Annotated in this window: 5 protein-coding genes; 1 reads left to right on the top strand and 4 read right to left on the bottom strand. The window is 68.7% G+C overall.

The genetic code is table 11. The features are described from left to right. Positions 1-18: 18 nt before the first annotated feature. Positions 19-309 (top strand): nucleotidyltransferase family protein, encoded by a 291-nt coding sequence (locus AC097O_RS00090; RefSeq protein ID WP_479589483.1) that lies wholly within the window; start codon positions 19-21, stop codon positions 307-309. A 35-nt stretch (positions 310-344) separates the two neighbouring features. Here the strand turns inward: AC097O_RS00090 and AC097O_RS00085 are convergent, their stop codons facing one another. Genes AC097O_RS00085 through AC097O_RS00070 form a run of 4 tightly spaced genes read right to left on the bottom strand, consistent with a single transcriptional unit; the run spans position 345 to position 14,262 of the window. Next, the gene (locus tag AC097O_RS00085; RefSeq protein WP_479590614.1) at positions 345-2,279 is read right to left on the bottom strand and encodes a hypothetical protein; all 1,935 of its coding nucleotides are present in this window, start codon (positions 2,277-2,279) and stop codon (positions 345-347) included. A gap of 9 nt (positions 2,280-2,288) precedes the next feature. Continuing rightward, a complete protein-coding gene (locus AC097O_RS00080; protein WP_479590611.1) occupies positions 2,289-7,268 on the bottom strand; it encodes a hypothetical protein in 4,980 nt (1,659 codons plus the stop codon). Positions 7,269-7,278: 10 nt separating this feature from the next. Further along, entirely contained in the window at positions 7,279-10,938 is a 3,660-nt protein-coding gene (locus AC097O_RS00075; RefSeq protein WP_479590609.1) for a hypothetical protein, read from the bottom strand. A 9-nt stretch (positions 10,939-10,947) separates the two neighbouring features. Then, entirely contained in the window at positions 10,948-14,262 is a 3,315-nt protein-coding gene (locus AC097O_RS00070) for a DUF6603 domain-containing protein (protein ID WP_479590607.1), read from the bottom strand. Positions 14,263-14,400 lie beyond the last annotated feature (138 nt).

Here is a 14,400-nt window from a genome sequence, read left to right as displayed (position 1 = left end):
CCATTCAGGATGTCCCGCATGAAACCATCGGACGCTTTGCAGACCCACCGGGGACGCATCCGCCAAATCGTAGAGTCCCACCGGGCCAGCAACCCGCGTGTGTTTGGATCGGTGGTGCACGGCGATGATGCCGAAGGTAGCGATCTCGACATCCTGATTGACCCCAGCCCGGACACCACCTTGTTTGACATTGGTGCCATCCGCCATGAATTGCTGGAGCTGCTGGGTGTGCCGGTGGATGTGCTCACGCCCAAAGCACTACCGACCAAATTTCGCGCCGCGGTGCTGGCCGAGGCTGTTTCCATATGAGCCGTCGTGACTAGGCCAAGCGCTACTGGTATGCCTTACGCCTTCACCACATCAAACCTCAACCCACTCGCCCCTTCTCCCCGCCCAACCGACTTGCTCCGTCCTATCCACAGCAACGCCCGGCCCTGGCTGTCGCGGGCGTAGTTGAAGCGGCGCTGCAGGCTGATGCCGTCGCGGGGTACCTCTTCTTCGGCGATGCGCAGGAAGTCGGTTTTCACGTCCACGTTCGGGTCTTGCCGTAGCAGGCTGCCGCGCGGGTGGAACATGAAGCCTTCGAGCTGGTGGTCATCGGCGCCCAGCGCACCGGTGGTTTCCACAAAAGCGTTGTCGCGCAGGCGCTGGATGAAGGCGCTGTAGCTGGCGTTGACCGGCTCGGCCATGCGTGCGGGCGTGGTCTGGTAGTGGTGGGTGACCACGCCGCGCTGTAGCTGGATGCTCCAGTTCAGCACACCGGCTCCTTGTTTTTTGACCGGTAAAAATGGCACCCAGTGCGCAGCCACCGGGGTTTGCAGGGTGTACTGCAGCAGGGCACCGGCGCTGGCGGGGGGCGCGTCGGCCACCACCGTGGGCCGCAGGGTCTGGGTGGTGGACAGGCGGGTGCTTTCGAACTTGCGGTCGATGGGCTCGCCGGAGCTGCCCTGCACCCGCTTTTCGATGCCCCAGACCATGTTGGCCATCTCGTCGCGCACCAGCATCACGTGCTCCAGCGGCGGGCCTTGCAGGCTGTGCAGGGCGGGGCAGAGGTAGAGCGTGTTGTCCAGCCGCTGCGGCGCGCCGGGCTGCAGGCTGAGCTCAAACATGTTCCAGCCGGCAGGGGGGATGGCCAGGGTGATGCCGAAGTTGTCGCGCACATCCAGCTGTTTGATCGTGTACAGCGCGTTGGTCGGCAGGGTCAGCGGCAGGGTGAACCAGTCGTTGCTGAACACCAGCGCGTACTCCAGCACGGCCAGCCGGGCCAGGTCGCTTTTGGCCGCACCCAGCATGCCGAAGTTGACGCGGCCATCTTCGAATTCCCAGTAGCGGTCGGCGGGCATGCCGGGGTAGCGGGCGGTGGTGGGCAGGGGCAGGGTTTTGGGCGGCTCGGTGGGGTAGGGCACCGTCTGGTCTGGCCCGCCTGCGTCGGCGTGGGCGGCACCCAGGGTGAAGCTGTGCCAGTCCAACCGCCCGTCGGTGTACTCGTCGGCCACCAGCCGCACCGGCGCGCCACCGCCCTGGGCACCTAGCGCAAAGCTGTACTCCAGCCGCTCGGGCTTCCAGTAGGGGCTGGCACCGGGCGCGGCACCGTCCAGCGCAAATTCCGCCAGCCAGTCCACCCAGTGGTGTAGCAGCGCTAAAAAGGCATCCATTTGCGCGATGCTGGCCCCCACGATGCTGCCAAACGCTTCTTCCGCCGCACGGTCGGGCAGGGCGCGGAAGGCCAGGGCCAGGGCTTGGGCATGGATGGCGCGCTGGTCCAGCAGGGTGTGCCACACAAAGCCTGCGTTGTCGGCGGCGGCATCATCGGGTGCAGGCAATGGCGCGGGGAACTGCTTGCGCAGCGCCTGGGCCAGGCCGCCCAACCCGGCGGCGCGCAGGCTGCGCATCAGCTGCTGGCCGGCCTGGGCGTTTAGCTTGGGGTGGATCTGGAACACCTGCTCGTGCTCCACCAATGCCTCCAGCGGCGCGGCACCGGACGGCAGGGCGATGCCGTCCAATGCGTCGGCGCTGGGCAGCAGGCTGCTGACGGGCAGGCCCGCCACCGCCAGCGCGGCCGCGATGGGGCTGCCTGCGTCCTCGCCCTGGAATTCGTTGAACTGCCATTGCCGCGCCAGCATCCACAGCGGGTCGGCAATGCGGGCCTGCAAGCTGTCGGCCACGTCGTCGTTGGTGGGCAGCGGCTCCAGCCGGGACCAGGTGGTGTGCGAGGGCTCGGGCTGCGCAATCAGCGCCGAGACCACCGAGATGCGGGCGGCAGTGAGGGAGATGGGCATGGCAATTCCTCAGGATTTGGTGGCGAACTGGACGGTGCCTGCGGCCATGGTGGCTTTGCCGTTGGCCGTACCGCTGGCGGCGCGCAGGGCGTACAGGTTCTTGCTGACCATGGTGGCAAAGTCGATGGACGGCACGTCCTGCTTGAAGTTGTTCGACAAAAAGATGCCCGGCAACAGCAGGCCAAGGCCCTCCAGGTCTTGCGGGCGCACGGCGCGCAGTTGGGCCAGGGCCATGGCCTCGTTGACCGTGGCCAGCAGGCTGTCCAGCGTCCAGTGGTCGGCGGCGGGGTCGGCGGGCACGGCCAGCAGAATGCTCTGCGGCGGGCGGGCCCCGGGCGCGTCGAAGTGGAAGCCCACGCCGGTGGTTTCGGTGTCCGAGGGAATGGTTTCCATCCACTCATCGACAAACAGGCCCGACAGCGTAGTGGCTGCATCCAGCGCCCGCAGCCCGCCGGGGGCGTGGGCCGCTACGGCCACCACGCCGCGCAGGTCTTGCAGTTTTTGCTTGGGCGCGGGGGGCAGGGCGGCCCAGTGGTTCTGCGGGTTGCGCGGGTACTGCAGCAGCTGGAAGTCCAGCGGGTCGTCCAGGTAGCCGCTGTCCTCGCCCAGCGCTTCGGCTGCCAGCAGGGTGTCGGACAGCAGGGCGCTGGCTTCGCGCACGCAGGCTAGCTTGGGCAGCCAGCCCGCCACGGCCAAGTCGTCGTTGCCCAGCGCGGCCTTGCCCAGCAGCATGTCGCGGTCGGCCAGGGTAGCGGCGGCATCCGGGGCGAATGCGCCCAGGGTGAACAGCGGCAGCACCGGGAAGTCCTTGCCCATCACCGCGTGGATGCGGTCCAGCAGGTTTTGCAGTTGGCCGCCGCGACCATCCGACACGGGCGCGTTGCGGGCCGCCGTGCTGCGGCCGCCGATTTCCAGCAGCAGGGCACGGGCGCGGCCTACGGCACGGGCTGCGGTGTCGTCGTCCATCAGCGGCTGGCCTTGGCCGTCGCCTGCGGCCACGGGCGTGTGGCCTGCGGCACTGCGCCAGCCCAGGGCGTAGGCGGCGGCCAACGCGGTGTGGGCTTGTACCAGCAGGGCCGGGGTGGCCGGATCCAACGGGTCCAGGGTGTCCAGGTCTTCGGGCGCGGCGGCGCTGGCATTGGCCAGCAGGGCCAGCACGGCATCGGCCTCGCGTTCCGCATCCTGGCAGCGCAGTTCCAGCTCGGCCAGGTCCACCCCGGCGGCTTCGCCGTCATCCTGGGTGGCGGCTGACTCCACGCCGTCGCGGGCCTGCACCATGTCCATGCGGCGCAGCGGGCGGGTTTTGGCCAGCAGGCGGCGCAGCACCCAGGCCAGCGACTCGAAGGCCACCAGGCCGATCTGCCCGGCCTCGGGGGCATCGGCGTGCAGCACCACGGCCAGGCCGTCGGCGGCGGCACCGAATTGCGCCCGCAGCTTGTCGCCCATGAGCTGCCCCAGGCGCTCCTGCACGCCGCTCTGGCCTGCGCCCTGCTGGGCCTCGCTGTGCAGTACCAGCGCCAGCGGCGACAGGCCCAGCTCGGTGATGCGGGCGGTGAGCACGGTGTCGGTCAGCAGCCAGTCGCCGTTTTCCGCGGTGGGCGGGCTGAACACCTGGGCGCGGAACTGGTAGCGGCTGGGATCGCCCAGCAGCCGGGCCAGCCAGGCGTTCAGGCGCGGCTCCATGCGGGCGATCAGCTCGCCCTCCACTGCCCAGGGGCCAGGGTCGGTGGACTCCAGCGCCACCACCAGCCGCTGGGTGTAGCCCCGGGTGCTGTGCGGGGTGTCGGCCACGCGGGGCTCGGGCGGGCGGGTTTGCTTGTCCAGGGTCATCATGGCGGCCCCGGCACCGTCCAGGTTGCCGCCGACCATCTGGTACACGCTCTCGGACACCAGCAGATCAGACACCGCGTCCATCTGCTCCAGCAGGTCGTCGATCAGCACGGCGATGGCGGCGTTGGGTTGCAGCAGCGCGTCCGGCACGCCGGGCACCTTGAAGGCCGCGCCTGTGGCGCGGGCCGTGCGGTAGGCATCCATCAGGCGCACGCCGTCCACCACGTCGCGGGCGGCAATGCTCTCGCTGGCTTCGTCCTGCGGGGTGGCTCCGGCGGGGCGCAGCGGGTAGGCCTGGCGGCATTCCAGGATGTACTGGGCCAGCGCCTGGCCCGCGCTGTGGGTCAGGCCGCGCTCGAAACGGTAGCCCAGCAGGGCGGCCATGGACTGGCCGTTGGCAATGCCCTCCAGCAGGTGCTTGGCGCGCTGCACCCGCTGGGAGCGCAGGTCGATGTCAAACGCCTGGCCAGGGGTTTGGCTGTTGGCGAGAAAGCCGCTGCGCAGCACGGCGGCTGCGGTGGCCTGCTGCACCGACGGCGCATGGACGAAGCCCAGGCTGTCTAGCGCCTGGCTCTGGCCGGGCGGCAACTGCCTGCGGCGCACGGCATCGGGTAGCAGGTTTTCCACCACGCCAAACGCGCCCAGGTGCAGGCCCTGGGGCCGGGCGGTGCGCAGCGTGTCGAGCCGGTGCGTGGCCAGCGCGGTGATCCAGGCATCCAGCCGGTGGGCGTACAGGTCCAGCGTGGTGCGAAAGGACTGTTGCAGTTCGCCTGCGTTGCAGTCCTGCAAAAAGGCCAGGCTGTCTTTGAAGCTGGCGATGTTCTGCATCTGCTGTGGCCACAGGGTGGACGACTGGCCCAGGAACTGTGCGATGTGGCCCTCGACGGAGCGGTTGGCAGTGGTGCCTTCCAGGCGCACGCCCATCATGCTGCGGGCGGTGTTGACCTCGACTTGGTCGCCCACCAGGGTGCTGGTGGCCACGCCGACGTACTCGGCCAGGCCCATGCGCTGGAACTGGCTTTTTACCAGCGGGCTGACGGTGGCGCTGTTTTGCACGTGCTCAAAAAACAGCGCGTGGCCGGACTTCAAGATTTCCTCGTCGGCGGCAAAGGCCAGCATGGCTTCCAGCAGGGAATTGCCGTTTTGCATGGGCACGATGCGCGCACGCAGGTCGCTGGCGGGGTCGCCCAGGTGGTTGTGCAGGGTGGCAATGTAGTTGGGCTCCAGCAGGGCCGCACCTTCGCGTTCGCGCGGCAGTTGGTCGGGGTCGCGCTGCACCCAGGGCACGGCATCCAGCGAATTCTGCTTGGGCCGCATGGCGCACAGCGACAGGTAGGGCACCTGCACGGCGGCACCCTTGCGACCCAGCAACTGGCCCATCAGGCTGCGCAAAAATGCGCCCTGGAACTGCACCAGCTCGGCAAACGCCGGGTTGTTCTGGGTGGTGGCCGGGCCGATGACTTCGTTGTAGCGCTTGGCGCAGGCCCAGGGCTGCATGGACAGCACCTGGTGCAGGCTTTCGGCACTGGGGTTGCGCAGCGTGGGCACCTTGTAAACCACGCTGTCCCAGTGCGGGCGCAGCCAGTCCAGCGCCTCGGTGAGCTCGCGCTCCAACGCGGAGCGCGGGCTGGGCACAAAGGTGCGTGCGCAAATGGGCAGGATGCCGTAGGGCTGCTGGCCCACGCGCAGGGTGGACAGCGGGCCGCCGGGGCGCAGGTAGCGCACCGACCAGGCGCGCAGTTGCTCCACCGCCGCGTCGCTGATCAGGGCCTGGGCCGTGTCGCGCGGGTTCCAGAAGTAGCGCAGGGTGTAGCCCAGGGTGGCACTCCACAGCGCGTTGACCATGTGGCCCGCGCTGGCCGATTCGCGCAGGGTGGCACCGGGCACGGTGCCTGCGTCGAACACCTCCACCGGCAGGCCCAGCATGCCCTGCAAGCGGCCCCCGGCGGTAGCCAACTCGAAGGCCCCGTCTGCCGTGCGCTGGCTGGTGGTTTGCGGGTCCATGTCGGCCAGCAGGTCGGCCCCGTTGGCGGCAAAGGCGGCGCGGGTGCTGCTGGTGTTGTTGGTGGGCGTGCCCTGGGCCACCAGCTTCAGCCCGGCGCTGTGCTGGTGGTTGTCCAGCAGGCTGGCCAGCAGGGTGGCGGCGGAGTCGGGGGTTTGGGTCCAGTCCACGCCCAGCACCACCAGGCGGTCGATGGGGTCGGTCATGCGCGAACCCGCTTGCAGGTGGCTTTGGTTCACGCTGATGGCCATGCCCGCTTTGACGGCGGCGGGGTAGTCCACCAGCCAGGCCCGGTCGCCGCCAAAGGGGTCGTGGTCAGCTTCGGCTTCATCGGTGGCGGTAAGCGGGTCGAACGCCGGGTTCATCGGCAACAGGTCGGCCACCGGCTGGCCCCAGACGCGGAACACCTCGCGGCCCTTGCTTTGGCCCACCACCACAAAGCGGTCGGGCAGGGCGGTGGCGTAGACGGTGGCCCCGTTGCTGCTGGCCTGGGGAATGGCCGCATCAATGAACTCGGGGCTGACCAGCACCGCGTCGGCATCGTCGATGCGGCGGCCCAGCAGGTCGAAGTTGGTGGGTGTGGTGCTGCGCACAATCCAGGCGGCGCGGGCCGGGGTGTAGATGCGGGCAATCTGCAGCCAGGGCGACTCGGTGTCGCTGGGCGTGGCAAAGCGTTCGGTCCAGTAGCGCTTGCCCTCGGCGGTTTCGGCCTCGCTCAGGCCCGGTTCGTGGCCAAAGGTGTGGATGGCATCGGGGTAGATGCGCACCATCAGCGTGCTGCCATCGGCCGTGTAGCGGGTTTGCACTGCCACCGGCAGCAGGGCGACTGGGTGCGCGGCATCCAGCGCCTGCACCAGCGGGGCCGGGTTGTCTGGTGGCAGTTGCAAATGGCCCAGCAGGTCTTGCGAGAGGTTTTGAATGCCTTGCAGCCGCTCTGCCGTGCCTTGCAGGGCCGCCTGGGCGGCGCGGCGCAGGTCGGCGGCGATCTTGGCCTGCTCTTGCAGGGTGTCTGCACCGGCACCCGTGCGGGCCAGGGTGTCGAGTGCGGCCTGGGCCTGCTGCCAGGCCAGGGTGGCGCTGCGCTGGGTTTCGCGCTGGCGCACCAGCTCGGCGCGGGCGGCCTGCAGTGCGTCCAGATTCAGGTTCAGTGCGGGCATGGCGGCATCCTCAGGTAATCAAATCTGCGCCCACAAAAAAGGCACGGAACGGTTGTTGCAGCAGGGCGCGGGCGATTTCGGCGGCATTGGCCTGGGCCGTCAGCATGGGGAAACTCGCAAATGCCGGTGGCGGTGCTTGGCGCAGCCCGGCCAGCGTGAAAAAGCCGCCGGGGGGTACGGCCAGGTTGCTCCACGACAAGGCCTTGTAGGCGTTGTACTGGCTGTGCAGGGGCGTGGCCATGGCGGTGCGCAAAGCGTTGCGCCGGGGTGGGCCGGTGCGGGCCTGGCCGGGGGCGGGCTCGTCCACATCGAAGCCAAAGCGCGGCTCGGTCATCTGCTCTTCCAGCACAAAGCACCAGTCGGCGGCTTTTTCGTCGTCGATGTCGAAGCCAAAGAAGCTGATGTCGTCGCCAATCGTGCCGCTAAACCGCGGCGTGGCCAGCGCGCCGTCGGGTGGCTGGCCTTGCGCGTCTTTCAACAGGCTGTCGGCCCCGGCAGTCTTTTTCCAGGCGTAGACGGCGGTGTTGGGGTAGCGGCGCAGCAACTGGCCGCGCACCAGCAGCACCACCGGGTTGATGCGCTCGCCGTTGATGCGCCGGATGAACGGGCTGACCTGGTCGCTGCGCAGGCCCAGCGGCTGCGCGCCCCACTGGTGGATGGGCTGGATGTCGTCCAGCGCGGTGTAGGTGTAGGTTGGCGCGGGGCCGATGCTGCTGCGGTCCCAGAAGCGCTGGAACGGGGTGCCGCGCAGATCGGTGGGAAAGCCGCGCCACAGCAGCTCGCGGTTCATCTCGCAGTTGGCCCCGGCCATGAAGCTGTCGATGAAATGCTGGTTCACCTTGGCCAGCATCACCAGGTCTTGCGGAATGCCGTCCACCCCCGGCATGAAGGCGTTCTTGTTCCAGCTAGACAGGCGCTGGTACAGCGGCTCGGGCAGGGTGGGCCAAGCCATCACGCGGTCGAACAGCGCGGGCACCATAAAGCGCTGGCGGGCAAAGGCATCGGTGGTGGACAGATAGGCCGACACAAAGGCATTGCCCTCGGTGGCCGCCAGGTGGGCCACCGACACCGTGCTGGCCAGGCGTGCGCGCAGCGTGGTGTCGGGCTGGGTGGCCACGGTGATGGCGTTGCGGGCGGCCACCAGGCTGAAGTCCACCGGCTGCACCTGTACCTGGCTTTGCGCGAAGCCGTCGGTCCACAGCTGCTGGCTGCCGCGGGTCGCCACGGCGTAGCGGTTCAGTATGGCGCGCTGGCGCAGGGCGGGCGGCAGGGTTAGCGTAGCCACGGCCAGGTCGGGCGGGGCGGCCAGCGAGCCGACAATTTCAAATCCGGTGTTGACGCTGAACTGCGGTTTCTGGGCATCGGCCACCACCGACTGCACCGCGTTCACCGGCAGGGCGGCAAACACGCCGGCGGTGCTGAATTTGCGGCTGTCGGCAATGCGCAGGCTGCCCAGGGTGGTGCCGGTCAGGGCGCGGGCCGCTGCACCCTTGCGGGCCGCGGGGGGGAGGTCGCGCCGGGCGCTGTCGAGCTCGCGCACCAGGGCGCGGTTCAGGCGCAGGCTGCCGCTGCGGGCATCCAGCTTCATAGTGCTGAACTGCAGGCTGGCCTGCTGCTGCTCGGTGGCGGCGCGCGCCTCGACCAGCACCCCCTCCACCCCCCGGTGGCCCAGCGACTCGATGGTGCTGGCCACCACGCCCCAGTCGGTGGATTGCACCGTGGGCATGGCGCTGGCCAGCTGGCTGAAGCGTTCCACGTGCAGGTCGGTGAACACCCCCAGGTGCTGGCCTGCGCGGATCTGCAGCCCGGGCATGCCGCGTTTGGCCAGCGCCATTTCGGCCCCTTTGCCTGCGGTTTGCAGCGCGCGCGCCTGGCCCACCGTGGTCTGGCCCAGCCCCAGGCTGCGCAGGTCCAGCAGCTGGTCGGCGGCACCCTCCAGGTTCATGGCGGCCAGCGTCTTGCTGCTGACGATGCCGTCGGGCAAAAACGCGTTCACGGTGAAGTCCGCACCGCGCTGGGTGGCGGCGGCCATGGCCCCCAGGTAGCGCTGGGTGTGCCCGGCCAGCGCGGGCAGGTCGGCGTTGAGCCGGGCGGCCATGCGCAGGCTGCGCCGCTGGGGCGTGGTGGCGCGGCGCATGGCCGTGTCGGTCATTGCGCTGGGCAGGCTGGTGCGGTCGATCTGCCCGCCCACCGAACCGGCGGCGTTGCCAATGCGGTAGGCCGTGCCATTCAGTACCCGGGCCTCGATGCGGCCCAGCGCAGGCCCCATCACCTGCAGCAGCCGCTCGGACGAGAGGCTGTCGAAATGCTTGGCCTTCAAAGCCCGCTGCGCCTCGATGGCCAGCCGGGTCAGGTTGAAGCGCATCTCGGCCTCCTGGATGCGGCCAATCTGGCCCCAGGCGGCGTCCATAAAGATCTCCTGGTTTTGCCGCACCACCTCGGCCCCATAGCCCGCTGCGCCCCGGTAGCGCGGGTTCAGGTTCAGCCCCGCGACCCAGTGCGTGGCGGCCTCGCCTACCGTCGCCTGGTGCTTTTTGGCATGCCAGCCGCCCACCATTTGCGGCTTGACCTCGATACGCCGCCCGGCGGCATTGGTGGGGCCGTCGGCTACCGGGTCGGCCACATTGGCCTGCGGGGTGTTGACGATCAGGGCCAGGCTTTCGGCCTGGGTAGGGTCGGGTGCCGTGCCGGGGGTGTAGCTCACGGGCACCAGCGCGCCTTCCATGGTGGCCACCGCGCCCTGCACAAAGCCGGTGAGCACCGGGTCTACCCCCATGGGCGCGGTGCCCACACGGCTGAGCAGGGCGGCCACCTCGGCATTGCCCGCGTAGGCGGTAGGCGTTTTGAGCCGCCGCGCCAGCGATTCGAAGTCGCCGCCTGGCCCGGTAGAAAACTCCCAGTGGTAGTACACCGGCAGCAGCACATCGCGGGCCTGCTGCACGTCCCAGGCCGGGCCTAGGGTGGCCATGGCCGCAGGCTGGGATTCGGCCAGGCCCAGGCCGCGCAAGCGCCCCGGCTCGAACGCAGGCACCACGCAGGCCACGTAGTCGGTGAGTGGCAGCAGGCGGCGCGGGCTGACCAGGCGCGAGGCGTTGGTGGTGGGGTCGGCTTGCAGATCGCCCTGGATGCCGGGTTTGTCGTCCTTGTGGCTTACCACCTGCGCGTGCGCCCAGTACCAGGATTCGCCCAGCGGCGGCAGTTCGGTGGCCACGTCGGCAGCGGCAATGCGCACCGTGGGCAGCGGGCCCTGGGGTGGCATCTTGGGCGTGCCCACCTTGGATTTTTCCAGCACCAGCAGCACCAGCCAGGGGCGCAGGCGGTCGTCGGCGTGGGCCAGGGCGGGGGTCAGCATCCACGGGAAATCGGGCGGGTCGAAGTCCACGATGGCCAGGTAGTTGGGCTCGAAGTTGCGCGCGTGCGGCTTGGGGTCGGTGCGCAGCACCAGCCGCGTATCGATGGCCACCACATCGCCCGGGCCGTGCAGTTGCAGGGCCAGCGGATCGATGGGTGTACCCGCGTGCGGCCCGGCCAGGGCCACGTGGACCTGGGCCGTGGCGCGCGCCGGGAGCAGTGCGCCAGCGCCCAGGGTATCGGTGGCGGTCAGGGCCACGCTCAGGCCCCGGCGGACCCAGGGCATGAACTGGTAGGCAACTTGGGTGGAGGTGGCCATGGGGGTGTCCTAGAAAGCCTGTACGGTTTCAAACGATTCGACGATCTGCAGCGCCTTGCCGCTGGCGCCCACCAGGTCCTGCGCGGCCCAGTACGACTGCGCAGCCGCCCCGGCCAGGGGCGTGCCCGCCAGGGTGCCGCTGGCCGGTGTGATGGTCTGCAGCGGGGCCGGGCTGACGGCAATCTTGACCTCGGTGGCGGGCTGCAGCCGGGCCGGGCGGCGCAGCTCCGAGCGGGCTGCCGCACCCAGCGAGGTGGCCCAGCGCGCATAGCCCGCGTCCACCAGCACGCCGCGCGCCAGGGTGGAGCTGAAGGCGGTTTTGGGCGTGGACAGGTTGACTTCTTCGTAGTCGAACACGTCCTTGGCGGTGCGGCCAAACTGGTACTTGTGCTGGCCCACCTGTAAGCCCGCCTCGAAGCTGTCGAACGAGGGGCGGCTAAAGGTTTCGTCCTCGTTTAGCTCCAGGAACTGGGCGGCCGAGAACTGGTCGTTGAGCTTTTTGTCCACCGGTGCGGTCTCGCTGCCGAAGCGGATCTCGCCAATGCCGATCTGCAGCGCGTCGCCTGTGCCTTCGATGCCGTCGGTGCCCAGCTTGGCCAGCTTCTTGTTCAGCGGCATGCGTTTTTGCACAAACTGCAGCACGGCATTGGGGTGGGCCAGGATGCCAGCGCTGGCAGGCAGCTTGGCGAAACTGGCGAAGGCATCGCCCTCTTGCGGCAACTGGGCTGACCAGTTGCCGGGCTTTTGCAGCTCGGCCTTGAGCTCGGCGGCCAGCGACAGCCTGCGCACCGTGGTGGCGCGGTCTTCGCCCCAGCTCTCGTCCACATGGAAGCTGAAGTCGGGCAGCGGCCAGGGGGTGTGGATTTCGGCCCGGCCCACGATGTGCCAGCGGCCCGGCCCGGCAAACAGGCCATAGATGTCGATGCTGGCAAAGTCGATACCAAACACCTCCACGCTGGCCCAGACGTGCAGGTCTACCTCAAACCGGAAGCGCGGCACGATGTAGACGATGGCGTTGAACTCAAACCCGCCCTCCACGGCGGCAATGCCGATGTCGGCCCAGATGCGCATCGACGAGCCCGCCTGCACCGTGGCCGAGGTCACGGCAAAGTAGCCTTTGAACTGCAGGCCCACCGGGCCGATCGACAAATCCGCACCGATGCGCTGGAACGGGCTGGGCAGGCCGGGCGGCAGGTCGGTAAAGCGCGGGTGGAAGCCGCCTGCGCTGATCAAAAAGCTGGGCCGGTCGCCAAAAATCGCGCGGAACGCAAACTGCCCCGTGAGCGAGATAAACACCACCCGCGAGTCGCGCAGCACGCCGTCGAACCAGATTTTCAGCGGGTCAAACACAATGCCGCCCGCAAAGTCCACCTGCAGCCGCAGGATGGACAGCGACTTGTCCACCAGCGGCGGCAGTTGCACGATCACCTGGCCCACAAACACGATCTGGCTGGCCTCGATGAGCACGCCCACCCGCGCAATCACCAGGCTGGGCGTGCCCCAGCCCAGCTCCAGCATCGGACCAATCACAAAACCCCCGGCCTTGAACGGGAAGATGGTGCGCAGCTGGTTGATGATTTGCGGCGCGTTGGCCACCGGGTTCTGCGGGAACAAAAAGCTGTCCAGCGAGCCACTGGCCAGGCCCTGCGACAAGGTATCCACACTCACCGTGTGCTGCACGCCCAGCAGCCCGCCAATGCCGGTGAGGGTGAAGCCAAAGCCCAGCTGGATGGGCGGCAATTGCGCGGTGATGATCAGCAGCAGCGACCAGCCGCCGGGGTTCTTGGTGCTGAGCAGGCCAATCGCCTTGACCCCGATCACGCCGATGCGGATGTCCAGAATGCCGCCGTATTCGCCCCGGTCGGGGTCGAACAGCAAGAAGCCGCCGCCCTTGACGATGCCCGCGTCGATGGCCAGGCCCGCACCCGACGGTGGCTTCAGGTCAAAGCGCGGCGCGGTCACACCCGCCAGCAGATCGTCCAGCGTAAGCAGGGTGCCCAGCCGCTCGATGGCACCCGAGAATGGCCCGATCTCCACCTGGAACGAGCCCGACAGCTCCACCTCGATCTTGTCCAGGTTGTCGGCTTTCTTCAATTCGAAGGTCAGGAACGGAATCTGCACCGGGCTGTTGGGGATGCGCTCTAGCGGGATGGTGGCCCGCAGGCCCGTGCCGTCTTTGAGCCGCAGGCCGCCCGCCATGTCGGCAATCAGCCCGAAGGTCAGCGCCACCTCGATGGCATCGCCCAGCACCGCGCCCAGGAAGGGGTCGTCGCCCACCTTGAGCGACAGCACGCTCTCGGCCAGGTCAAACTCCACCTTGGGCTGCAGGTTGTCCAGCGTGAAGCCGCCGGTCATCCGGCCAATGGTGAAGTGGGTTTGGGCCGGGTCGCCCAGCACCAGGGGCTGGTTGCGGCTGAACAGCAGGCCCAGGGCCGTGGTGCCGGTGAGCACCGGCGCGGCCAGCGGTGGCAGCGGGATGGCCAGTTGCGGCAGGTCGATTTGCAGCGTGACCTTGCCGTCGGCCTTGAGCTCCAGCGCAAAACCCTGGTCGACCCCGGTGCTGGATCGCAGCGTGGAGGTGAGCTCGGCATACAGCTTGTGCAGGGGCAGGTCGTAACCCAGCAGCAGGTCCAGGCTGCCATTCGCGCCCCCGGCCAGCTGGAAGGCGCGGCTGGCTACCAGTGGTGGCAGTTCGATGCCGGGGCCGCGGGGCACCAGCCAGCCCTTGGCATCGTCCAGATTCGGTGCCGCAAAGGCCCGGTCCAGCAGGGTGCCGATGGCCATGACCACCAGGCCCAGCGTCATCTGCGCCTCGGCAAAGGCGGCGGGGGTGGGCGGGCTGGCGGCGGTTGCGCCCAGCAGGCGGTAGACCAGCAGCTTGGCGGGCGGATCGCTGGCGGGTTGGTCGGCATCGCCGCTGACGATCAGCAGCAGCTTGGCAATCGAGTACGCGCTGGGCGGCTTGCCGGGGCTGGCCGAGGTGATGCGGTGGATTTGCTGGACGACCTTGGACAAATCCCCCAGCCCTACCGTGCCGTCGCCGATGTGGGCCAGCAGCTCGCCCACGGTTTTCAGCGCCGCCAGGGTTTCGCCCACCACCATGGCTGCCGTCGCCAGCGACTGGGCTTCGGCGTTGCTGGCGTGGAAGCTGTCGGGGTTGATGGTGGCGGCGGTTTGGTCCAGTGCCAGCCCGAGCCGGGTGCGCAGCGCGTCGGCCAGGGGCGTGGCCAGCGCGGGCGGCTGGATGTCGGCCTGCAGCGCGGCCACGCTGCCCTGGAGCCACAGAAATGCGCGCAAAAAAACGGTGTCAGCAGTGCCAGCCATGCGGATTCCTTCACGGATGAGCCTGTAAGCGCATTTTTGGCTCGAAAGGCTCACGCGAGGTTAGGCGGGGTGGCGGGTTACGTCAATTGCCTTGTGCGGCGGGGTGGGGCAGACATCCCTAGTTTTGTGGATGAATGC

It is taken from the genome of Rhodoferax sp. LS1P39 (assembly GCF_056521425.1).
This window is presented reverse-complemented; position numbering and strand designations above follow the sequence as displayed.

Bases quoted from the DNA above. Each gene is read 5' to 3' on its own strand.
- AC097O_RS00090 (WP_479589483.1), top strand. From the start codon at position 19: ATGAAACCATCGGACGCTTTGCAGACCCACCGGGGACGCATCCGCCAA.
- AC097O_RS00070 (WP_479590607.1), bottom strand. From the start codon at position 14,262: ATGGCTGGCACTGCTGACACCGTTTTTTTGCGCGCATTTCTGTGGCTC.
- AC097O_RS00085 (WP_479590614.1), bottom strand. From the start codon at position 2,279: ATGCCCATCTCCCTCACTGCCGCCCGCATCTCGGTGGTCTCGGCGCTG.
- AC097O_RS00075 (WP_479590609.1), bottom strand. From the start codon at position 10,938: ATGGCCACCTCCACCCAAGTTGCCTACCAGTTCATGCCCTGGGTCCGC.
- AC097O_RS00080 (WP_479590611.1), bottom strand. From the start codon at position 7,268: ATGCCCGCACTGAACCTGAATCTGGACGCACTGCAGGCCGCCCGCGCC.